Origin of the sequence: Streptomyces sp. NPDC059852 (assembly GCF_042731455.1) — a bacterium.
Lineage (GTDB): Bacteria > Actinomycetota > Actinomycetes > Streptomycetales > Streptomycetaceae > Streptomyces.
Map to the genome: position 1 here is coordinate 259,149 of NZ_JBHWJK010000008.1, position 20,235 is coordinate 279,383.

20 protein-coding genes and 1 pseudogene are annotated in these 20,235 nt (G+C 70.3%); 5 read left to right on the forward strand and 16 right to left on the reverse strand.

Features of this window, described 5'->3' with window-relative positions; all coding sequences use genetic code 11:
• Position 1: 1 nt before the first annotated feature.
• The gene (locus ACFV46_RS13705; protein ID WP_385498243.1) at positions 2-904 is read right to left on the reverse strand and encodes a carbohydrate ABC transporter permease; all 903 of its coding nucleotides are present in this window, start codon (positions 902-904) and stop codon (positions 2-4) included.
• On the reverse strand, positions 901-2,211 hold the full coding sequence (locus tag ACFV46_RS13710; protein WP_361934119.1) for an extracellular solute-binding protein: 1,311 nt from the start codon (positions 2,209-2,211) through the stop codon (positions 901-903). Before ACFV46_RS13710 ends, ACFV46_RS13705 begins: the two co-directional genes overlap by 4 nt.
• 336 nt (positions 2,212-2,547) lie before the next feature.
• On the opposite strand from ACFV46_RS13710, the gene ACFV46_RS13715 reads away from it, so the two are divergent.
• The gene (locus ACFV46_RS13715; RefSeq protein ID WP_385498245.1) at positions 2,548-3,576 is read left to right on the forward strand and encodes a LacI family DNA-binding transcriptional regulator; all 1,029 of its coding nucleotides are present in this window, start codon (positions 2,548-2,550) and stop codon (positions 3,574-3,576) included.
• A gap of 230 nt (positions 3,577-3,806) precedes the next feature.
• Here the strand turns inward: ACFV46_RS13715 and urtE are convergent, their stop codons facing one another.
• The 5 genes from urtE to urtA all read right to left on the reverse strand — a co-directional run bounded on the left by urtE (position 3,807) and on the right by urtA (position 8,636).
• Complete coding sequence (gene urtE, locus ACFV46_RS13720) at positions 3,807-4,499, reverse strand: urea ABC transporter ATP-binding subunit UrtE (RefSeq protein WP_385498247.1); 693 nt, start codon at positions 4,497-4,499, stop codon at positions 3,807-3,809.
• A gap of 4 nt (positions 4,500-4,503) precedes the next feature.
• Complete coding sequence (gene urtD, locus ACFV46_RS13725) at positions 4,504-5,295, reverse strand: urea ABC transporter ATP-binding protein UrtD (RefSeq protein ID WP_385498248.1); 792 nt, start codon at positions 5,293-5,295, stop codon at positions 4,504-4,506.
• Positions 5,292-6,404, reverse strand: a complete 1,113-nt coding sequence (gene urtC / locus ACFV46_RS13730) for an urea ABC transporter permease subunit UrtC (RefSeq protein WP_361934101.1) — start codon at positions 6,402-6,404, stop codon at positions 5,292-5,294. Before urtC ends, urtD begins: the two co-directional genes overlap by 4 nt.
• Complete coding sequence (gene urtB, locus ACFV46_RS13735; protein WP_385498249.1) at positions 6,401-7,288, reverse strand: urea ABC transporter permease subunit UrtB; 888 nt, start codon at positions 7,286-7,288, stop codon at positions 6,401-6,403. Before urtB ends, urtC begins: the two co-directional genes overlap by 4 nt.
• 94 nt (positions 7,289-7,382) lie before the next feature.
• The gene (urtA, locus tag ACFV46_RS13740) at positions 7,383-8,636 is read right to left on the reverse strand and encodes an urea ABC transporter substrate-binding protein (RefSeq protein ID WP_385498250.1); all 1,254 of its coding nucleotides are present in this window, start codon (positions 8,634-8,636) and stop codon (positions 7,383-7,385) included.
• 341 nt (positions 8,637-8,977) lie between these two features.
• On the opposite strand from urtA, the gene ACFV46_RS13745 reads away from it, so the two are divergent.
• Positions 8,978-9,466, forward strand: a complete 489-nt coding sequence (locus ACFV46_RS13745) for a MarR family winged helix-turn-helix transcriptional regulator (protein ID WP_385498252.1) — start codon at positions 8,978-8,980, stop codon at positions 9,464-9,466.
• On the opposite strand, the gene ACFV46_RS13750 is transcribed toward ACFV46_RS13745, so the two are convergent.
• The 3 genes from ACFV46_RS13750 to ACFV46_RS13760 form a co-directional block, all read right to left on the reverse strand.
• Positions 9,423-10,541, reverse strand: coding sequence for a substrate-binding domain-containing protein (locus ACFV46_RS13750; RefSeq protein ID WP_385498253.1), 1,119 nt, complete (start codon positions 10,539-10,541; stop codon positions 9,423-9,425). The two genes, ACFV46_RS13745 and ACFV46_RS13750, sit on opposite strands and share 44 nt — an antisense overlap.
• A gap of 185 nt (positions 10,542-10,726) precedes the next feature.
• Positions 10,727-11,476 (reverse strand): alpha/beta hydrolase, encoded by a 750-nt coding sequence (locus ACFV46_RS13755; protein WP_376726247.1) that lies wholly within the window; start codon positions 11,474-11,476, stop codon positions 10,727-10,729.
• A 244-nt stretch (positions 11,477-11,720) separates the two neighbouring features.
• Entirely contained in the window at positions 11,721-12,734 is a 1,014-nt protein-coding gene (locus ACFV46_RS13760; RefSeq protein WP_385498254.1) for an NADP-dependent oxidoreductase, read from the reverse strand.
• Positions 12,735-12,848: 114 nt separating this feature from the next.
• Between ACFV46_RS13760 and ACFV46_RS13765 the strand changes: the two genes are divergently transcribed.
• Positions 12,849-13,412: a TetR/AcrR family transcriptional regulator gene (locus ACFV46_RS13765; RefSeq protein ID WP_385498256.1), complete on the forward strand. Its 564-nt coding sequence runs from the start codon at positions 12,849-12,851 to the stop codon at positions 13,410-13,412.
• A 46-nt stretch (positions 13,413-13,458) separates the two neighbouring features.
• On the opposite strand, the gene ACFV46_RS13770 is transcribed toward ACFV46_RS13765, so the two are convergent.
• Both ACFV46_RS13770 and ACFV46_RS13775 read right to left on the reverse strand, forming a co-directional pair.
• The gene (locus ACFV46_RS13770) at positions 13,459-14,415 is read right to left on the reverse strand and encodes an alpha/beta hydrolase family protein (protein ID WP_385498258.1); all 957 of its coding nucleotides are present in this window, start codon (positions 14,413-14,415) and stop codon (positions 13,459-13,461) included.
• 66 nt (positions 14,416-14,481) lie between these two features.
• Entirely contained in the window at positions 14,482-15,186 is a 705-nt protein-coding gene (locus ACFV46_RS13775) for a TetR/AcrR family transcriptional regulator (RefSeq protein WP_385498260.1), read from the reverse strand.
• A gap of 85 nt (positions 15,187-15,271) precedes the next feature.
• On the opposite strand from ACFV46_RS13775, the gene ACFV46_RS13780 reads away from it, so the two are divergent.
• A complete protein-coding gene (locus ACFV46_RS13780) occupies positions 15,272-15,748 on the forward strand; it encodes a hypothetical protein (RefSeq protein WP_385498261.1) in 477 nt (158 codons plus the stop codon).
• A gap of 45 nt (positions 15,749-15,793) precedes the next feature.
• On the opposite strand, the gene ACFV46_RS13785 is transcribed toward ACFV46_RS13780, so the two are convergent.
• The 4 genes and pseudogenes from ACFV46_RS13785 to ACFV46_RS13800 form a co-directional block, all read right to left on the reverse strand.
• Entirely contained in the window at positions 15,794-16,978 is a 1,185-nt protein-coding gene (locus ACFV46_RS13785; RefSeq protein ID WP_376726241.1) for a PP2C family protein-serine/threonine phosphatase, read from the reverse strand.
• A 178-nt stretch (positions 16,979-17,156) separates the two neighbouring features.
• A pseudogene (locus tag ACFV46_RS13790) lies at positions 17,157-17,303 on the reverse strand (VOC family protein); the annotation flags it as partial.
• A gap of 22 nt (positions 17,304-17,325) precedes the next feature.
• Positions 17,326-19,242, reverse strand: a complete 1,917-nt coding sequence (locus ACFV46_RS13795) for a hypothetical protein (RefSeq protein WP_385498262.1) — start codon at positions 19,240-19,242, stop codon at positions 17,326-17,328.
• A gap of 78 nt (positions 19,243-19,320) precedes the next feature.
• The gene (locus ACFV46_RS13800; RefSeq protein WP_376726239.1) at positions 19,321-19,692 is read right to left on the reverse strand and encodes a VOC family protein; all 372 of its coding nucleotides are present in this window, start codon (positions 19,690-19,692) and stop codon (positions 19,321-19,323) included.
• Positions 19,693-19,773: 81 nt separating this feature from the next.
• Here ACFV46_RS13800 and ACFV46_RS13805 point away from each other — a divergent pair, with 81 nt between their 5' ends.
• Complete coding sequence (locus ACFV46_RS13805) at positions 19,774-20,235, forward strand: MarR family winged helix-turn-helix transcriptional regulator (protein WP_385498263.1); 462 nt, start codon at positions 19,774-19,776, stop codon at positions 20,233-20,235.

Below are 20,235 nucleotides of genomic sequence, written 5' to 3' on the forward strand. Positions count from 1 at the left end.
GTCAGGCCCCCTCGAGTTGGCTCGCGCCGGCGTCCCGGCCGCCGAGGCGGCGCAGCAGCAGGGCGAGCCCGAGACCGACGAGGACGAGGATGACCGCGATGACGCTGGCCGGTCCCATCAGGCTGGCCTGGAAGCCCCGCTTGTACATGTCCAGGGCGAGGACGCGGGTGGCGTCGCCGGGGCCGCCCTCGGTCAGGATGAAGATGAGGTCGAAGAAGGTCAGCGACCCGACGACCATCAGCGTGGACGAGGTGATGATGGTGTATTTCAGCTGGGGCAGCGTGATGCTGAAGAATTGCCGGATGCGTCCGGCTCCGTCCAGCTGGGCCGCCTCGTAGAGGGACTTGGGGATCTGCTGGACGCCGCCCTGGTAGATCAGGGAGTGGAACGGGATGAACTGCCAGGAGACGACGAAGACGACGACTGCGAACGCGAGGCCGGGCTCTCCCAGCCAGTCCCTGCTCAGCGTCTGGATGTCCAGTCCCGCGCCGAGCCCGAAGTTGGGGTCCAACAGGGCTTTGTAGGCGAGCGCGATGGCGGCGGAGCTGAGCATCAGCGGGATGAAGTAGACGACTCCCAGCACGGCGCGGTAGCGCTGGCGGCCTGCCAGGAACGTGCCGAGCAGGATGCTCAGCGGGGTCTGCACGGCCCAGGACACGGCCATCACCAGGAAGGTCACCCACAGGGCGTGCGGCAGTCCGGGGTCGGTCAGCACCTTGCGCCAGCTCGTCAGCCCTGTGGCGCGGATGGTGCCGATCCCGTCCCAGGTGGTGAAGCTCAGCGCGAAGACGCCGATGAGCGGGACCACGGCGAAGCCGACGAAGAGCACCAGCGCCGGCGTCGCCAGCCACGGCAGGGCACTGCGTGGCCGGCGGCGCTGCGCGGGTCCGGTGACCGCACTCATGCGTTGGTGACCGCGTTGAGGTTGGTGGCGAACTGCTTGGGTGTGATGGACAGTTGGAACAGCTTGACGATGTTGTCGAGCAGGGTCTCGGCGGCCGTCGGGCTCAGGGCCTGGTCCCAGGACTGCACGAACACCTTGGCCTTGCTGGCGATGTCGTACGTGAACTGGAGGAACTCGGCGTTGTCGGAGGCGGCGAGGAGCTTCTCCGTGCCCAGTTTGATCGGCACGGACCCGTTGCCGATCCACTGCTTCACCTCCTCCTCCTGGAGGACGCCCTTCGCGAAGTACTCCTTCGCGACCTTCTTCTCCTCGGCGCCGGCCTTCGAGGAGATGGAGAGGTACTGGGCGGGGTTGCCGACGGTGTCGCTGAGATCGCCCTTGCCGCCTTCGACGGGCGGGAAGGTCATGTAGCCCAGCGAGCCGCTGGAGACGAAGTCCCCGCCGTCGGCCTGCTGGATGCCGTACGACCATGCGCCGTGCAGCATCATGGCGGCCCGGCCGGTGTAGAGGAGCGCCTGGTCGGCGTTGGAGTCGGCGGTGATCGAGGAGAAGCCCTTGACGAACCCGCCGGCCCTGACCAGCTCCTGCAGTTTGGTCAGCGCCTTGATGGCGTCCGGGTGGGACCAGGCGTTCTTCTCGCCCTCGATGGCGGCCTGGAAGACCTCGGAGCCTCCGATGCGGTCGAAGAGGAACTCCAGCCACATCATGTTCGTCCACCGGGACTGCCCGCCGAGGGAGAACGGCGCTATGCCCTTGTTCTTGAACTTGGGCACCAGCGCCATGATGTCGTCCCAGGACTCCGGCGGCTTCGCACCGACCTGGTCGAACACCTTCCTGTTGTAGTAGAGGATGATCGGCTGCACGGTCTCGCACGGCATCGCGTAGATCTTGCCGTCGACGGTCGCCGCGCCGAACGAGGACGGGAACAGGCTCTTCTTGAGGTCGGCGTGCTCGCCGAACCACGAGGTGAGGTCCTCGACCTGGCCGGCCTCCGCGTAGGCGCGCAGCGTCCCGCCGCCCCAGCCCCAGATGATCGTGGGGGCCTCACCGGCGCCGATCGCGGTCTTGATCTTCGTCTTGTAGGCGTCGTTCTGGAAGGTCGTGTCCTTGATCTGGGTGTCGGGGTGGGCCTTGTTGAACGCCTTCACGGCGCCGGACCTGACGCCTTCCTGGGGTTGTCCGTTCAGGTACCAGTACGAGGCACCGCCGCTCTTGCCGGGTCCTGACGAGCCGCCGCAGGCCGTCAGCGCTGCGGAGACCGGCACGGCGGCCGCCAGGCCGAGGAGGGTACGTCGAGAGAGCGCCATGATTCTTCTCCGCACTCGAGAGCCGTCGGCATCCCGTGAGTCCTGGTGAAAGGTTTTCGAAAGTTCGCTCTGCAAGCTCTGTGCGAGCAAGCTAGGTTTCGGGCTGAGGCGCTGTCAATACGTCTGCAGCGAAGCGGTAACGCGGACGAAACCCTTGCAGATACTGGCCTTCAGCGGTTCCCGAGAGCCGTCTACGGATTCCGAAAGTGTTTCGAAACTGGCTGACCTGGGAGGAGGGAGACACAAGGGCTCAGGTACGGTTGACAGGTTCCGCCCGCGTGGCCGGCCCGACCGGCGGGTCATGGACACCGGTGGACCTGGAGCTGAGAGGAACCGATGCGACCGAACGCCAGGCGCACCACTTTGGCGGACATCGCCCAGGCAGCTGGGGTCTCCGTGGCGACCGTGTCGAAAGTGGTCAACGGTCGCGGTGACGTGGCGCCGCACACCCGGGTCCGCGTGCAGGAACTCCTGCACCAGCACGACTATCTCGCGCCCGTGTTCCGGCACACCGAGGGCGTCGAGAGCCCGACCATCGAGGTGCAGTTCCAGGGTGGCCTCAAGTCCTATGTGGCCGAGGCACTGGAAGGCATCGTCGACGCGGCCGCCGCTTCAGGGGCGTCGGTGGTGGTCAGCAAGGCGTCCAGTGCCCCGCACTGGGCCCGGGACCTGGTCTCGGCCGGGCGCCGTGCCGTCATCGCGGTGACCAGCGTGTACACCACGGCGCACCTGAACGAACTGGCGCGCTCGGGGCTGCCGTTGGTCGTGCTGGACCCGCTGCACCTGCCGGACGCGCGGGTCACCAGCGTCGGGGCGACCAACTTCGCGGGCGGTCTGGCCGCGACCCGCCACCTGCTGTCCCTGGGGCACCGCCGCATCGCCTACCTCGGCGGACCGGCGATGGCCGTGTGCAATCAGGCCCGTATGCACGGCTACCGGGCCGCCATGGAGGCCGAGGGCGCGCGGGTGCCGGACGCCTACATCCGGCCCGGCGAGTTCACCTACGAGACTGGCCTGCTCGGCGCTGCGGCCCTGCTGGACCTGGACGAGCCGCCTACGGCGGTCTTCGCGGGCAACGACGAGATCGCCCTCGGCGCCGTCGAGACCGCGCGCACCCGAGGGCTGCGGGTCCCCGAGGACCTGAGCGTGGTCGGCTTCGACGACACGAGCCTCGCCGAGATGGCGTCACCGCCCCTGACCACGGTCCGCCAACCGCTCCGGGAGATGGGCGCCACCGCGCTACGCACCGCCCTGCGACTGGCCAACGGCGAGAAGGTCGAGTCCCACCACATCGAACTCGCCACCGAACTCGTCGTACGAGCCTCGACGGCGGCGCCGCGTGAGGAGGCGTCGGGGGGCGGGTGAGCGTCACGGGTCCTCGGCACGTAGGTCGAGGTCCTGACCTCGGCCGGCGCGGCGGTGGCCACGGCGGTCGGCGGCATGGCACCCGCACCCACGCATCACCGGCGCCGACGCCACCACCGGCCCCGGCGCGGTGGCTTCTTCAACCACCTCGACATACTGCCAAGCTCGCCGACCCGATGCGCTCCCGATTCTCTTGACCAGGGACTTCCAGGTACCGCTCCGGCGCTCCGTCACACGCTCAGGGCCTCCCGCACCCTCTGCTCGGACTCCGCTCCCCCCTCCCCCGACGACGTGACGCGGCCCGCCTCCAGCACGTAGTAGCGCTGGGCGGCCCGCATGGCGAAGCCGACGTGTTGTTCGACGAGGAGGACGGACAGGCCGCCCCGGCGGGTCAGGGCGAGGATCGTCTCCTCGATCTCGGCGACGACGGACGGCTGGATGCCCTCCGTCGGTTCGTCCAGGAGCAGCAGCCGGGGCCGGGTGATCAGGGCCCGGGCGATGGCGAGTTGCTGGCGCTGGCCGCCGGAGAGCAGGCCGGCGCGGCGGCCGGACAGCTCCCGCAGGGCAGGGAAGAGGTCCAGTGCCTCGGCGGCGGCCTCCTTACCGTCCCGGCGTCCGTCGGCGACGAGTTGGAGGTTCTCGGCGGTGGTGAGGTGCGGGAAGGACTGCTGGCCCTGCGGGACGTACGCCATTGCTCGCGCGACCCGTTGGTGCGGGGCCAGGCGGGTGATGTCCTCGCCGTCCAGCAGGACCGTGCCGCCGGTCGGCACGATCAGTCCCATCACCGCTCGCAGCAGCGTGCTCTTGCCGGCGCCGTTGTGGCCGAGGACCGCCGCGACGCCGTCTGTCGGTACGTCGACGGTCACGCCGTGCAGCACGGTGGTGCGGTCGTAGCCGGCCTGGATCGACTTGATCCGGAGCATGGGTTCACGCCTCCTCGGGGACGGGGACGGCGGCGGGCCGGGGCACCGGCTCCGGTGACGGCTCGGTGGCGCGGCCGAGGTAGACCTCCTGGACCTTCGCGTCGGCCTGGACCTCGGTGACGGAGCCCTCGCTGAGCACTTTGCCGGCGTGCAGGACGCTGACGCTGCGGGCGAAGGCGCGCATGAAGTCCATGTCGTGCTCGATGACGACGACCGTACGGTCCTCGCTGACCCGTTGCAGCAGCCGGCCCGTGGCGTCGCGTTCGTCGTGGCTCATGCCCGCGACCGGCTCGTCCAGCAGAAGCAGTTCCACGTCCTTCACGAGCAGCATGCCGATCTCCAGCCACTGCTTCTGTCCGTGGGCGAGCACGCCCGCAGGGCGGTCGCGCAGGTCGGTGAGGCCGGTGGTCTCCAGCGCCCGCGTCACCTCCTCGGGCACGCCCTTGCAGCGCCGCAGCATCGTCAGCGGGCCACGTCCGGCCCCGGCGGCGATGTCGAGGTTCTGCAGGACGGTCAGCTCCTCGAAGACCGCGGCGGTCTGGAAGGTACGGCCGATGCCGAGGCGCGCGATGCGGTGCACGGGTTTGCGCAGCAGTTCCTCGCCGCCGAAGCGGACGGAGCCGGTGGCCTTCACCAGGCCGGTGACCGCGTCGACCAGGGTCGTCTTGCCGGCGCCGTTGGGGCCGATGAGAAAGCGCAGGTCACCGGGGCGGATGTCCAGGTCCACGCCGTCGACGGCCGTGAAGCCGTCGAACGTGACCCGCAGGTCGCGGACGGTCAGTCCTTCGCCGCTCATGGTGTCCCTCCGGTCGTCGGGGCGGGGTTGCGGCGCCTGCGCCGCAGGACGGTCGTCAGTGAGGCGAGTCCGCCGGGCAGGAATCCGACCGCCAGCACGAACAGCAGGCCCTGGAGGTAGGTCCAGGCGGCCGGGTAGGCGTCGGACAGCGTGCTCTGCGTCCAGGCGACCGCGATGGCGCCGAGGACCGCGCCCACCAGGCTGGCCCGGCCGCCGACCGCCGCGCCGATGACGAAGCCGATGGACGGCACGATGCCGATCAGCGCCGGGGAGATGATCCCGACGGCGGGGACGAAGAGGGCGCCGGCGAGGCCCGCCATGCCGGCGGCGACGACGTACGCCACCAGTTTCACGTTGGCCGGGTTGTACCCGAGGAAGCGCACCCGCTCCTCGGAGTCCCGCACGGCGATGAGGAGTTCACCGTAGCGGCTGACGAAGAGCTGGCGTGCGGCGGCCATCAGGAGCAGCAGCACGGTCGCGACGATGAGGTACACCATGCGCTGGTTGACCGGGTCGTCGAGGTCGTAGCCGAAGAAGCCCTGGATGTCGGTGAGGCCGTTGGTGCCGCCGGTGGTGGCCTGCTGGCCGACGAGCCAGATGGCGAACGCGGCGGCGAGCGCCTGGCTGAGGATGGCGAAGTAGGCGCCCTTCACCCGGCGGCGGAACACGAAGAAGCCGAGCAGCGCGGCCACCGCCATCGGCAGCAGGACGGTCATGGCGAGGGCGAGGACGGGGTTGGCGAAGGGCCGCCACCACCAGGGCAGCGCGTCACCGGTGCCGTACAGCTGCATGAAGTCGGGCAGGGTCTGGCCGGTGGCGGCGGCGTCGGCGAGCTTGAGGTGCATCGCCATGGCGTAGCCGCCGAGGCCGAAGAAGACGCCCTGCCCGAGGACCAGCAGTCCGCCGCGGCCCCAGGCGAGGCTCACGCCGACGGCGACGATGGCGTAACACAGGTACTTGGCGAGGAGGTTGAGCCGGAAGTCGGAGAGGGCGAGCGGGGCGGCGCCGAGCAGGAGGACGGCTCCGAGGAGGAAGCCGGCGGGCACGCGGAGGCGTTCGAGGGGCGGTGCTTGCGTGGCGGTGGTGGAGGGTGTCGTGGTCGTCGTCATGCCAGGCTCCGGGTGCGCAGTGTGTACAGGCCCTGGGGTCGCCATTGGAGGAAGACGACGATCGCCACGAGGACGACGACCTTGGCGACGCTGACGGTCGTGGAGTACTCCAGCACCGACTGGAGCACACCGAGGGCGAAGGCGGTGATGACGCTGCCCTTGAGCTGCGCGATGCCGCCGACGACCACGACCAGGAAGGCGTCGACGATGTAGTTCGTGCCCATCGTCGGGCCGATCGGGCCGACCAGGGTGAGCGCGACCCCGGCCACGCCCGCGAGACCCGAGCCGATGAAGAACGTGGTGCGGTCGACGCGGCCGGTGGCGATGCCGGACACCTCGGCGAGGTCGCGGTTCTGGACGACGGCCCGGATACGGCGGCCGAGCGGGGTGAGCCGGAGGATCAGGGTGAGGGCGAGGACGCACACCAGGGCGAGGCCGAGGATGAACAGGCGGTTGGTGGCGAGAGTGATGCCGCCGCCCACGTTGATGTGGCCGGTCAGCAGGTCGGGTGCGGTGGTCTGCACGTTGGGGGCGCCGAAGACGTCCCGGGCGAGCTGCTGGAGCATGAGGGAGACGCCCCAGGTGACGAGGAGGGTGTCCAGGGGCCGGGTGTAGAGGCGCCGGATGAGCAGCCACTCCAGGAGGGCTCCCATGGCTCCGGCGACGAGGAAGGCGAGCGGCAGGGCGACGAGCAGGGAGACGCCGGCGCTGCTGACGGACTGCTGGAGCACGTAGGTGGTGTAGGCGCCGGCCATGATGAACTCGCCGTGCGCCATGTTGATCACCCCCATCTGCCCGAAGGTCAGGGTGAGTCCGAGGGCGATGAGCAGCAGGACGGCACCGATGCTGATGCCGGTGAAGGACTGGTTGAGGACGACCGTCATGAGGCGGCTCCGGATCGGGGACGGGGAGTGCGGGCGCGGGGCGGGCCCGGCCTGGGAGGCGAGGCCGGGTCCCACCGCGGAGAGCCGGACGTGCTCAGGAGAGACCGGAGGCCCAGTCGTACCCCTTGAGGTACGGATCCGGTTTGATCGGCTTCCCCGAGTTCCACACCTCGGTGATCTGGCCGTCCGCGCCCACCTTGCCGATGCGGGCCGTCTTGTGGACGTGCTGGGTGGCGCCGTCGACGGTGACCGTGCCCTCGGGGGCGTCGAAGGTGATGCCGTCCGCGGCGGCCTTCACCTTGGCCACGTCGAAGGAGCCGGCCTTCTCCACCATGGCCTTCCACAGGTACACGGAGGTGTAGGCGGCCTCCATCGGGTCGGACGTCGGCTTGCTCTTGCCGTAGGCGGCCTGGTACGCCTTCACGAACTTCGCGTTCGCCTCGCCCGGGGTGGTCTGGTAGTAGTTCCAGGCCGTCAACTGCCCCTCCAGGTACTGGGTGCCGATGCTCTTCACCTCCTCCTCGGCGATGGACACCGACAGCACCGGCAGGCTCTTCGCGGTGAGCCCCGCCGACTTGTACTCCTTGAAGAAGGCCACGTTGCTGTCGCCGTTGAGGGTGTTGAACACGGCGTCCGCGCCGGCGTCCTTGACCTTGTTGACGATGGTGCTGAACTCGGTGGAGCCGAGCGGCGCGTAGTCCTCGCCGACCACCTCCATGCCGTGGGCCTTCGCGTAGGCCCTGATCTCCTTGTTGGCGGTGCGCGGGAAGACGTAGTCGCTGCCGACGAGGTAGAGCTTGGTGAGCCCCTGCTTCTTGAGGTAGTCCAGCCCGGGGACGATCTGCTGGTTGGTGGTGGCGCCGACGTAGAAGATGTACGGGGACTGTTCCAGGCCCTCGTACTGCACGGGGTAGAACAGCAGCGACTTGTTGCGCTCGAAGACCGGCTTGACGGCTTTGCGGCTGGCGGAGGTCCAGCAGCCGAAGGTGGCGACGACCTTGGAGTCCGTGATGAGGGTCTGCGCCTTCTCGGCGAAGGTGGGCCAGTCGGAGGCGCCGTCCTGGCTGACCGGGTCGAGTTTCTTGCCGAGAACGCCACCGGCGGCGTTGATTTCCTTGACGGCGAGCAGCAGGGCGTTGTGAACGGTGACCTCGCTGATGGCCATGGTGCCCGAAAGCGAGTTCAGCAGACCCACCTTCACGGTGTCACCCGAGGTGTCGGCCTTCGCGCCGGCGGCGGACGAGGTGTCGCTGCCGGTCTTGGCGCCGCAGGCGCTGAGGGCGGCGGACGTACCGAGGACGGTGAAACCGGTCAGAAGACCGCGCCTGCTGATGCTGGGGCCTGGCATGCAGAACCTCCTTGCCCGAAGGGCTGTCGAGGAACGGATGGAGGGCGGGGCGGAAACACTCTTCAGAGCGGCGGGCGGCGATGACGCGCGGGCCACCAGCCGTTGCGGGGTGGCCTCCGGGCTGGTCGCTGAAGTGCGTCCACAGCCTGCGGCGAGACTGTTTCCACGGTGTTTCCGCGGAATTGAGGACCAGTATCCAACGGCCTTATCGGCCGCATTTATTGCTTCCCAGGGAAAGGATCAGATTGCCGCAATGCCTTGTCATGGTCGAGGCGTTGAGAGGTACGCTCGTCCCGCCCCACACGGTGGGGGCATACCCCGGACGCATGCTGAGGAGTGCGATGGCGAGGCGGCCCCGGCGGCCCCAGGAACTGCTTCACCTGCTGACACGGGCCGAGCGCCTTTCGGTGGGCCGGATCCGGTCCGTGCTCGACGCGTTCGACTGCTCCGTCGAGGCGTGGCGGGTGCTCGACCTGCTCTCCGACGGCCAGGGGCACAGCATGACGGCCCTCGCCGACCACGCCTTTCTGCCGGCGCCGACCCTGACCAAGCTCATGGATCAACTTGTCGACCAGAACCTGGTGTTCCGTCGCGTCGACCCGACCGACCGGCGCCGGGTGCTGGCGCAACTCACCCCGCGCGGTACGCAGCGCTGGCAGCAGGTGTCGCGAGCGGTCCGGGCGGACTGGGACGAGGCGGGCCTCCCGGCAGGGGAAGGCGAGGAGGAGGAACTGAAGATCCTCCTCGACCAGCTCGCCAGGGCACTGGAGGCAGGGGACAGTCCCGTCACGCCAACTCGTGCGGAGCGCGGAGTTGGGCGAGAACGGTGAAGTCGAGCCCGTCCGCCTGCGCCAGGTAGATCCGCTGGCGCACATGCCGTCCGTCCAGGCTCAGCAGGCCGCGCGGACCTTCGTAGGCGACGTTCTCGGCGGCGGCGCCGATGGCGGACACGTCCAGGGTGCGGGCTCGTTCGATGAGCGCCGCGAGCAGCAGTACGCCCTCGTAGCAGGACTCGCCGAGGCTGCCGGGCACCGGTGCCTCCACGCCGAAACGACCGGCGTAACGGCCGTGGAAGTCCAGGGTGTTGTGGTCGGCCAGTGAGGCGAAGTAGCCGGCCGTGCTGTAGAGGTCGACGGTCGCCTCGGGGCCGCTCGCCAGCAGCATGCTCTCGTCCATGAGCGTGCTCAGCCTCAGGCAGCGCTGGTCGAGTCCGGCGGCGGCGAAGGCGCGGTTGAAGCGGACCGCGTCACTGCCCACCAGGAGCATCAGCACCCCGTCGGCGTCCGCCCGCTCGACGCGTCGCAGGAGGCTGCTGAAGTCGTCGGTCCCCAGCGGCAGATACGCCTCGCCGCAGACCCGGCCCTGGCTCGCGCGCGCGTAGCGGCGGGCGGCGCGGGCGGTGCGCCGGGGCCACACGTAGTCGTTGCCGACGACGAACCAGCGGCGCACTCCCCGCTCGTCGGCGAGCAGCCGGATGGCGGGCCAGAGTTGCCAGGCCGGCGTCTCACTGGTCAGGAAGACGCCGTCGGTGCGCTCGCCGCCCTCGTACAGGGCGGTGTAGACGTACGGCACCCGGTGCGCGATGCGTGGCGCGACGGCCTGCCGTACCGAGGAGATGTGCCAGCCGGTGACCCCTTGCACCGCGCCCGTCGCCACCAGCGCCTCGACCTCGTCCGCGACCCGCCGGGGCTCGGCACCGCCGTCTACTTCCAGCAGCCGCAGCTCCTTGCCGAGCACACCGCCCGCGCGGTTGACCTCCTCGACGGCCAGCCGCGCGCACGCCTCACAGGTGGGACCGAAGATACCGGCGGGCCCCTGCATCGGATACACGAGCGCGACGTTCAGGGTCGACTCGTCGGCCGTGAACCACTCGGGGGCGGGGAGACGGAGGGGCGGCCGGTGCATGGGCCCATGATGGCGGCCCGCCCTGCCGGGCCCAAGCGGCCGTTCGCTCCATGAGACCGGCGCGTTGGTGCGGCACACGGCCTGCTCTCTTCGTCCCTCCGCCCCCGGGTGGGTCTCCTCGTCCCGTCTGCGGAATGGCGGCCGCGGGACTCCCTACGGTCCGGCGGGGAGCCTGGGACCCGGCGTCACTTCAGGTGCCGGGTGAAGAAGTGGGCCGCGGCGTCTCCCGCGAACTGTGGGACACCGGTGTGTCCGCCCATGTTGGCCTGCAGGGTCTTCTCCTTGGAGGCGAAGGCGTCGAACAGGTCCAGGGACGCCTGCCGGTCGTTGCCTTCGTCGTCCCACTGCAGCAGGACGTGCAGCGGGATGGTGACCCGGCGTGCCTCTTCGAGGATCGCGCGGGGCACGAAGCTGCCGGCGAAGAGACCGGCGGCCGCGATACGGGCGTCGACCGCCGCGAGACGCACGCCGATGGAGATGATTCCTCCCGAGTACCCGACGGGGCCGTCGATCTCGGGCAGTGCCAGGAGGGCGTCCAGTGCGGACTGCCACTCCGGGACCGCCTTGTCGACGAGCGGGAGGATCAGGGCGTCGATGATCTCGTCACCGACCGGCTCGCCGGCCTGCTTGACCCGACGCAGTTCGGAGCGGGCCTCTTCGAGGGTGTCCCAACGGGGTCGGTCGCCGCTGCCCGGGAGCTCGATGGTGGCCGTGGCGAAACCGTCGGCCGCGGCGTGCCGGGCCCGTGCCACCAGCCGCGGGTACATCCTGTCCAGACCGAGCGGGGGGTGGCCGAGGAGGATCGGTGGCACCGGCGCGGAGGCGGTGGCGGATGCCGGGGTCCAGAGGATTCCGGGGATGTCACCCAAGGTGAAGGCGCGTTCGACGACGCCGTCGTCAAAATGCCGTTCGGAGGAAGTGAAGTGAAGGTGCACGGTCGTGCCTTTCGGGAGTGCGCTGCAACGGCGCTCCCGGACGACGACCTATCGCCCGACCGTGACCCTGGAGGAGAGCACCCACGTCGATACGTTCACGGGTACCACCTCCTCGTCATCTCGCACGGCCACGGCGAACCTAGCAAGGCCTGTCGTCGTACGCCAAGCGATTTTCCGCGCCGTTCGGGCAGGTCGGTCGCCGCGGACCGAGATCCGTACGCGTGTCTGACCGGGTCCGCCGGCGTCAGGCGACGGTGAGGACGATCTTGCCCTGGATGTGGCCTCGGGCGGCCCGTTCGTGCGCGGCCCGGGCGTCGGCGAGGGGGTACGTGCTGTCGACGGCGACGCGGAGCGCGCCCGCGTCGACCAGGCGTGACAGTTCGGCGAGCTGGGTGCCGTTCGCGCGGACCTGGGTGCCGGTCACCGTGACGCCCAGTTCCGCGTTCTCCTCGTCGTCGAACTCGCCGAAGTACACCGGGAAGAGGGCGCCTCCCCGCTTGAGCGTGCGCAGGAAGCGCCGGCTGGTGGGACCGCCGACGGCGTCCAGGACCAGGTCGGCGCCGCGGACGGCGTCCTCGGGGCGCTGCCTCGTGTAGTCGATGAACTCGTCGGCGCCGAGTTCGCGCAGGAACGTCTCGTGGGCGCCGGACGCCACGGCGATGACGTGGGCTCCCTTCGCCTTCGCCAGCTGCAGGGCGAGGTGGCCTACGCCGCCGGCGGCGCCGTTGACGACTGCGGTCGTGTCGCTGCCCAGCCGCACGGGTCGGTGCGCGGCCTCCTGGAAGGGCGAGGGGTGGTCGTGCCCGACCTCGATCAGGTACTGCCATGCCGTGAGCCCCGACATGGGCAGTCCGGCGGCGTGCACGTGGTCGACGGAGGCCGGCTTTGGGGCGAGGTCGGACGCCGGGGCCGTGACGTACTCGGCGTAGCCGCCGCTCTGCATCAGGACGGGGAAACGCAGCATGCCGATCACCTCGTCCCCTGGCGCGACATCGTGGACGTCGGCCCCGGTGGCCTCCACGACGCCGGAGATGTCGGTCCCGGGGATCAGCGGCAGGTCGAACGGCGGCCTGAACTCCGCAGGGATGCCGGGCATGCCGTCGCGCACGTACCAGTCGGGCGGATTGAGCCCGGCCGCGTGCACGCGGACGAGAACCTCGCCCGGCGCCGGTTCGGGGATCGGCACGCGCTCATGGCGCAGCACCTCGGGGCCGCCGAAGTCGTGCAGGCGGATGGCGTTCATCGTGGGCGTCGGCATCGGTTTCTCCTGCTCAGGGCGCAGCGTAGACTTATATGGATCAGCGATCCATATAAACGGTTCACTGATCCGAATATATGGACCACTGATCCGCTTAGTCAAACGAGGGGACCCATGCGAGCCGACGCCAAGAAGAACCGCGACCATCTGCTCACGGTCGCGGGCACCGCCGTCGCCGAGCAGGGCGTGGAGGCGTCCATGCGTGACATCGCACGCAGGGCCGGTGTCGGGCTCGCGACGCTGCTGCGTCACTTTCCGACCCGCGAGGCCCTGCTGGAGGCTCTGCTCCACGCGAGCTTCGAGGAACTCACCGCGAAGGCGGCCGAGTTCGAGTCGTCGGACTCCCCCGGGGACGCACTGGTCGCGTGGACCCGTGACTGCGTCGCCTGGACGACCACGTATCGGGGCGTCACCGTGCTGATGGCGGCCGCCATCGAGGACGAGGCGTCCGCACTGCACGCCTCCTGCGTCACGCTGCGCGCGGCGGGCACCCGGCTGCTCACGCGGGCCCAGGACGCCGGTGTGGCCCGGACGGACATCGACGGAGACGACCTGTTCGCCCTGATCGCCATGCTGGCCTGGCTCGGCGACCAGCCCTCGCTCGCACCGCGCGCCGACCACCTCATCGACGTGGTGGCGCGCGCGGTGCTGCACGAGGCAGCGAGCGCTTCTCGGTGACGGGGCCGCCTGCCGGGACAGCTGTCACACGTACGTGGGCTCGAAGTCAGCGCATGTACGTCGCGAACCACTCCAGCATCTGCTCGGGCTCCCGCTGGAAGTGGAGGTAGCCGTCCCAGCGTGCCGTCGTGCCGTGGATCCAGAGGAGCTTCTTCTCCTCGATCGGGATGTTGTCGAACATGGCCCGCACATCGCTCGGCCGGGTCATCGGGTCGTCGTGGACCTGGTACAGGAACGTCGGAACGGTGACGCTCTTCGCCGCCTCGACGGGCGACATCTCGTCGAAGCCGAAACTCACCCTGAGCCGGATCCTCTGCTCCAGCTCGTCGATGCGGTCGCCGAGCCCCAGCAGGTCGAGCGTGGACCGCATGGCCACGCCGACGGACAGCGGCTGCGGGGAGACCACACAGCGGACGTCCTCGAAGTGCTCGGGGTACCGCCGCATCGCGAACATGGTCGCGTTCGAGCCCTGGCAGCGGCTGAACAGCCCGATGGTCATGTCCGCGAGCCGCTCGTCGCCGCGCGCGTACAGGAGTGAACCGACCACGTCGCGCGCCTCGAAGCGGCCTCCGCTGCCGATTCCCCCGTTGCCGGAGCCGCTGTGCCCGGAGTTGCGCATGTCGTAGGTGAGGACGTTGTACCCGGCCTCGTGGAGGATCCGGTAGTCGGGGACGAAGTCGACCTCGAAGTCGTTGCCCGCCAGGGCGCCGATCGACTTCCAGGGCTCCAGATGGGCTGGGAGACCGTAGCGGTTGAACCACAGGGGATGGTTCGCGATGACCAGCTTGGTCGAGCCCTCGCGCGGGATGTACCAGGCCTCCAGCGGGACCCCGTCCAGAGAGGGGAAGGTCACCTCCTCGTACGCCAGGCCGTAGTCGGCCGGGGTCTTCAGGATCGGGGAACGGATCGGGTGCGCGAAGCCTTCCGCGACCCCGTCGAGGATGTGCTGGATCTCCTCTTCGCTCCTGGTCTGGGTGTGCGGCTGTTCCTGAGTGGTGGTCATGTCCGTGTCCCTCCAGGGTGTTTCGCGTCTCGGCGCCGGGTGCGGCGAGGAGCCAGTACGGCTCGGTCAGTCGGCGAGCTCGGCGAGCCACTCGTGCAGCAGGGCCGTCTCCGAGGCCCGCAATGTGGCGACCGGGCCGTGCGGCAGCTGGGCGCTCAACCGCGCCGCGGCCTGTCGGAGCTGTGGTGTCGTGGGTGAGGTCGTGTAGGTGCGGGCCGGGGCGATGACGGCCTCGGCGACGGTGTCGCGTACGAGCGCGCACACGGGATCGTCGGCAGTTCCGCCGGTGCGGATCAGCTGGAAGGTCGCGCCCACCGCGGCCGCCTCCACGACGCCGGCTGCCACTTCGGCGGGCAGCCGGAGCCGCCCCGCGTCGTCGAGTTCACGCATCATCGCGACAAGGTCGGCATGGGCCGTCTCGGCCGCCGGCGTCGAACGTCCCTTCCCCGGCTGTCCGTACATGACGTGGTAGAGCGCGGGGTTGGTCACGCCGAACTCCACATGCATGTCCCAACCGCGCCGGAAGTCGTTGGCGAGGTCGCCGGTCGTTCCCAGAGACCGCTTGCGGGCGAGGTAGCGCTCGAATCCGTCGGAGACCACGGCCTGCAACAGTCCGTCCTTGTCGCCGAAGTGGTGGTAGAGCGTCGGGGGTCTCACGCCGGCGCCCTCGCACACTTCGCGCGTCGAGATCTGTCCGCTCGCCGAAGCCGCCAGCAGTTCGGCGGCCACCTCGATGATCCGGTCCCGGGTCTGCTTGATCTCCGTGGTCATATATCAACGGTACACCATTGCCATGAAAACCTATAGTGACGCTATACAGCGGTGAGATCATCGACGAGATGGACGGCATGGGAAGATGACGCCCATGTCAGGCGAGGTCTGGGTGTCCCTCATATCGCTGGGCGGCGTGGTCCTCGGCGGTTCGTTGTCGTACCTCGTCCAGCACAGGACGCAGCTCTCGGCCGAACGCGCCGAACAGCAGAGGCAGCGGATCGCCCTGTCGGAGGCCCGGCGCGGGGAACGGCTGGCGCTGCTGGAGCGGTTCATCGAGGTGTCGGCGGAGGCCGAACGCTGCGCCTACACCCGGCCACCCGAATGGGACGAGACCCACGCCTGGTACCTCACGACCCGGGACATCATGGGGAGGTTCTGGGTCGCGGACCGACTGATCCGTGTCCAGTTCCCCCTGCCCGTGCACGACGCCGCGCACGCGCACTTCCTCGACCTCAACCGGGCGGTGTGGGAAGGCCTGCCGGAGGGCGAGAGCGTGCGGGACTTCCTGGAGGACAGGCGACTGGCGTTTCTGGACGCGGCCCGTGGGGTCATGGGGTAGACCACCCAGCGCGGGCGCCCTGGGCGTCGGCGGCCGACTGGCCGGTCAGGCCTGGTCGAGGGCGTCCTCCGGCAGGCGGTACACGGCCAAGGCGGCGATGTCGTCGTCGAGGTGGCCGCCGGAGAAGGTGACCAGGTCCTGGTGGAGGCGATTCAGCAGGTCGGGCGGGGACAGGGCGGCCCACGGCCGGATGCGCTCGTCCAAGGGATAGAAGGATCCGGTCGCATCACGGGTCTCGGTCACACCGTCGGTGTAGAGCAGGAGCAGGTCGCCGGGGCGGAACGGCACCACGTCCACGCAGTAGTCGACGCCCAGCAGAACGCCCAGGTTCAGGGGCAGTCCCGGATCGGAGGGGTGCAGCTCGGTCACGCCGTCGGGGCCCAGGCGCAGTGGGGGCGGGTGACCGCAGTTGACCAGGCGGACCACCGGCTCGGCATCGGGCACCTCCGCGAACACCGCCGTGACGAAGCGCTCCGCCATGTCGCTGCCCGGCAACTGCGCGGCTCTGCGGCTCATGCTCCGCTCGACACGGAGCGCCACTCCGGCGAGGTCGGGCTCCTCATAGGCGGCCTCGCGGAAGGCACTCAGCATCGCCGCGGCCGTCTCCACCGCCCGCAGCCCCTTGCCCCGTACGTCGCCGATGAGGAGGCGGATCCCTTGCGCGGTGGAGACGGCCTCGTACAGGTCACCACCGATGCGCGCCTCTGCCGCGGCGGAGAGGTAGAGCGCCTCCATCGAGACCCGGCCCAGCCGGCGGGGTACGGGGCGCAGCAGCACACGCTGCGCCGCCTCGGCCACCGAGCGCAGGGTCGCGAGGGTGCGCTCACGGCGTATCCGGTGGGAGGCCAGAATGGCGCCGAGCACACCCAGGAGGGCCGTACAGACGTAGGCGCCGACATAGTTGCGGTCCCAGAGATAGCCCACCATGCGTCCGGCGCAGCACGGCGTACCGGCCAGCACGCCCTCCAGCACGACGGCGAAGACGGTGACCGCCAGGACGACAGCGGGGCCGTGCGCGTAGGCGGCGACCACCGGCAGTGCGATGAGCAGGAAGCTCACCGGCCACTGCACCGGTGTGATCGGTTCGAGCGCCAGCACACCGGCCACGTACAACGCCGGCAGCCAGCGCATCCAGGCGGACGGCGTGGGCACCCGCGGGCTCGTGTCGTCCTGCGGTGCCGCACGGCGACGGGTGTCGTCGACGCCGTTCCGTCGGTCCGGCCGTCTCATCACCGACTCCCGCTCCGGCTCCGGCCACGGCCCTGATCACGGATCGGCCATCGCGTGCCGTGCATGCGAACCCCTGTCACAGACGGATCATCATCGCCAGGGTCCGCATCCTAATGGGTGGACATTCCGGATATGTGATGCCGGGCAGACCGGCAGACCGGTACGCCGGGGAAGACGCCGGCCCTTCCGCCAACGGCACCCGCACCTCCCGGTCACCCGGTCCGGCCTCCGGGTGCAGCGGACGGCCCGTCACCCTGACCCAGAAGCGCGCCAGTTCGTAGGCGTCCGCGCAGTCGATCGCCGCGTTCCGCAGTACCAAGACCATGCACGCCGGCCTTCCAGATCGGCTACCGACCGGAATCCTTGCCGGCCGCCGTGGCCAGGAGGCGGTACAGGACCGGGACGGGGATCGCCGCGTTGCCGGCCGCCTCGTATGCCGTGTCGCGGTCGTGCAGCAGCCCGGACAGGACGCGCGCCGGAAGCCGGGGACTGCGGATCGCCGCCGCCCGGACATAGTCCTTCGGATCGTTCAGCAGCCGTACGGCGTCGGCCGGGGCCAGCCTGGGGTCCACGGCGGCTCGGCGACGCACCTCGGGCTCGGGGTCGCGGGCCATGCGTGCGACGTCGGCGGGGGTGGACCGCGGATCGTCCAGGGCCAGCCGGCGCATCCGCCCGTCGGGATCGTCGGCGTGACGCAGCAGGCCGGTGCGGGGGAAGTCGGGGTGGTCGTGGGGGCGGCCGGGGTGGCTGAAGCTGCCGTCCCACCAGCGCCAGACCTCCAGCAGCATCTCCGCCGGTGCGTCGTCGCAGGACTCGGCGAGGAACAGCTGGACCACGCGGTCCTCGTCCCGGGACAGCCGCTCCACGACGTCCTGCGGGAGCTTCCGGGCCCGCGCCACGCTGCGGCGGACGAGCGGGTGGGACGAGGCGGCCAGGCGGCGCATCGCGTCGGCGTCCCCGTGCAGACTCTCGACCCAGGGCAGGGTGGACGACCTCGACGCCAGGTCGAAGTCGTGGCGCACCGCGGCCCGCTGTTCCTCGGTCAGGTCAGGGCGCACCGACACGGCCGAGCGGACGTCGTCGCAGGCGTCCCCCGCCAGGACGGCGACACCCGACGGGCTGAGCCGCGGGTTCGCCGCCAGCGCCCGGCGTTCGTCCGTATCCCCGTCCCGGACCAGTTCCGCCTCCAGCACGGGCTCCAGGCGGCACTGTTCGAGCGCGCGCCGGGGCTCGGGCAAGGCGGTGAGGACCTCGGACGGCATCGGCACGGTGACGTGGTGGGCGAGCAGGGCGGCCGCACGGACGGTGTCGTCGGGGTCGGACAGCAGCCGCTCCCGTGCTGGTGCGGCGAGGTCGTCCCACCGGCCGCAGGCGGCCGTACGCACGCCGGGATCGGCGTCGGCCGCGAGTGCGGGCAGGAGCCGTGCGGGGATGCCCGGGAGCTCGGCGGCCTCGGCACGGGCCGGGCCGGTGAGGAGGTCGTCGTACAGGTCCTCGGGGAGGTGCACGCCTCGGGCGCGGGCGTGCGTGGCCCAGAGGACGCGGCGGCTCGGTGACGGTTCGGCTCGGATCAGGCGGAGCCATTGCTCCGCGGTGAGCTTCGGCCGGAACGTGTCGGCGGTACGGCCGCGCACCTCCGGATCGGGGTGGGCCAGCGCGGCGTCGAGGACGGCGGGGCGGTCGCAGCTGTGCAGGAAGCCCGGTGCCACGTCGAGCAGTTCGATGAGCAACGCGTCCGGGGCGGCGGGGTTGAGCCCGATCCCTTCGGTCCAGTGCGCGGGCCGTGCCGGTGTTCCGGGTACGGCCGCCCACACCTCGTCGCGCTCGGCGTCGGTCTCGCTCCCGGCGGTCTCCGCGGCCTCCTCCAACCGATCGGGCAGCCGGTCGAGCGCTGTGACGCGGGGCCCCTCCGCTTCAGGTACGTCCGCCAGCAGCACCTGCCCGTCCAGGGACAGGGCCACGAATCCGGGGCCGCCCGAGAGCCCTTGCGGGCCGTCGGCGGAGCGGACCCGGGTCCACCAGGCGTCGTTGCCGCCGATCCGATGGCCACGGACGGCCACCAGGAACTCGCCGTCGTCATCGACAAGGCGCTGCCACCATGTGTCGTCGAGTGGCGCGTCCCGGACGGCGCCGTCCGGAGCCGCGATGCCCCGGGCGATACGCCAGCCGGCCTCGGGCGGGAGCAGGCGGCCGGGGCGCACCTCCGCCAGGACGGTGAGTCCGGCGCGGACGAGCAGTTCGGTGAGGCCTTCTCGCGGTGACACGCGATCATGGTCCTCTGCCGGCCACGGGCGGACAAGGGCAACGGCTGTCCCGTGTCAGCCCTCCTGGTGCACGGTGTGTCAGCCCTCCTGGTGCACGGTCAGGACGTACCCCTCGGGGCCGGCGAAGGAGAACGTCGGACCGAACGGGGTCGGCACGATCGGCGTGAGGATCTCGACGCCGTTCGCGCTGAGTCGGTCGTGGAACGCCTGGGTGTCGGGAGTCGCGAACCACAGGGCGACGCCCAGGCCGGGGCGGCCGGCGTCCAGGTCGGTGCCGGGCAGCGGGTCGCGTACGGCCAGCGCGACGGGCTTGGTGTCGAAGACGACCGCACCGGGGGGCGATGCGGGGGCCCGACGCAGACCGAGGTTCTTCTCGCAGAACTCGGCCGCCGCCTCCAGGTCGCGGACCTGCAGGGCGATGAAGTCGGGGCCGTTGATGCCGACGGTCATGACGCGTTCTCCTCGAGTCGATGTCAGGACTTTGACATACCTCACGATAGGCCGGACCCTCCCCCATGTCAAAATGTTGACATGGAGGAGATCTCGCATCCGGAGCTGCCGCATCCCGCCGACGACGTGCTCGATCACGTGGGATACCGCCTCAAGCGCGCCCACGCCGCCCTGCGCGGCGCCATGGACCAGGTGCTGCGCGAGCACGGCCTGACCGTGCCGCAGTACGCCTGCCTGGAGGTCCTCGCCGCACGGCCAGGCATGTCCAACGCGGACCTCGCCCGCGCCACCTTCGTCACCCGGCAGTCCATGAACGTCGTCCTGCGCGGCCTGCAGGACCAGGGACTGCTCACCCGGCCCGCCACCGTCGAGACCGGCCGCGCCCGCCCCGCGAGTCTCACCGACGAAGGCGTGCGCCGCCTGAAAGGAGCGCAGAAGGCCGTCTACGCCATCGAGACCCGCATGATCCACGCGATCCCCGCTGAACGGCTCACCGCACTTCTCGAAGACCTCGACCGGCTGACGCAGGCTCTCACGGACTGA

What these genes read in the sequence shown, in the direction of transcription:
- ACFV46_RS13705 (WP_385498243.1), bottom strand. Translation starts at nt 904, where the DNA reads ATGAGTGCGGTCACCGGACCCGCGCAGCGCCGCCGGCCACGCAGTGCC.
- ACFV46_RS13710 (WP_361934119.1), bottom strand. Translation starts at nt 2,211, where the DNA reads ATGGCGCTCTCTCGACGTACCCTCCTCGGCCTGGCGGCCGCCGTGCCG.
- ACFV46_RS13715 (WP_385498245.1), top strand. Translation starts at nt 2,548, where the DNA reads ATGCGACCGAACGCCAGGCGCACCACTTTGGCGGACATCGCCCAGGCA.
- urtE (WP_385498247.1), bottom strand. Translation starts at nt 4,499, where the DNA reads ATGCTCCGGATCAAGTCGATCCAGGCCGGCTACGACCGCACCACCGTG.
- urtD (WP_385498248.1), bottom strand. Translation starts at nt 5,295, where the DNA reads ATGAGCGGCGAAGGACTGACCGTCCGCGACCTGCGGGTCACGTTCGAC.
- urtC (WP_361934101.1), bottom strand. Translation starts at nt 6,404, where the DNA reads ATGACGACGACCACGACACCCTCCACCACCGCCACGCAAGCACCGCCC.
- urtB (WP_385498249.1), bottom strand. Translation starts at nt 7,288, where the DNA reads ATGACGGTCGTCCTCAACCAGTCCTTCACCGGCATCAGCATCGGTGCC.
- urtA (WP_385498250.1), bottom strand. Translation starts at nt 8,636, where the DNA reads ATGCCAGGCCCCAGCATCAGCAGGCGCGGTCTTCTGACCGGTTTCACC.
- ACFV46_RS13745 (WP_385498252.1), top strand. Translation starts at nt 8,978, where the DNA reads ATGGCGAGGCGGCCCCGGCGGCCCCAGGAACTGCTTCACCTGCTGACA.
- ACFV46_RS13750 (WP_385498253.1), bottom strand. Translation starts at nt 10,541, where the DNA reads ATGCACCGGCCGCCCCTCCGTCTCCCCGCCCCCGAGTGGTTCACGGCC.
- ACFV46_RS13760 (WP_385498254.1), bottom strand. Translation starts at nt 12,734, where the DNA reads ATGCCGACGCCCACGATGAACGCCATCCGCCTGCACGACTTCGGCGGC.
- ACFV46_RS13765 (WP_385498256.1), top strand. Translation starts at nt 12,849, where the DNA reads ATGCGAGCCGACGCCAAGAAGAACCGCGACCATCTGCTCACGGTCGCG.
- ACFV46_RS13770 (WP_385498258.1), bottom strand. Translation starts at nt 14,415, where the DNA reads ATGACCACCACTCAGGAACAGCCGCACACCCAGACCAGGAGCGAAGAG.
- ACFV46_RS13775 (WP_385498260.1), bottom strand. Translation starts at nt 15,186, where the DNA reads ATGACCACGGAGATCAAGCAGACCCGGGACCGGATCATCGAGGTGGCC.
- ACFV46_RS13780 (WP_385498261.1), top strand. Translation starts at nt 15,272, where the DNA reads ATGACGCCCATGTCAGGCGAGGTCTGGGTGTCCCTCATATCGCTGGGC.
- ACFV46_RS13785 (WP_376726241.1), bottom strand. Translation starts at nt 16,978, where the DNA reads ATGAGACGGCCGGACCGACGGAACGGCGTCGACGACACCCGTCGCCGT.
- ACFV46_RS13800 (WP_376726239.1), bottom strand. Translation starts at nt 19,692, where the DNA reads ATGACCGTCGGCATCAACGGCCCCGACTTCATCGCCCTGCAGGTCCGC.
- ACFV46_RS13805 (WP_385498263.1), top strand. Translation starts at nt 19,774, where the DNA reads ATGGAGGAGATCTCGCATCCGGAGCTGCCGCATCCCGCCGACGACGTG.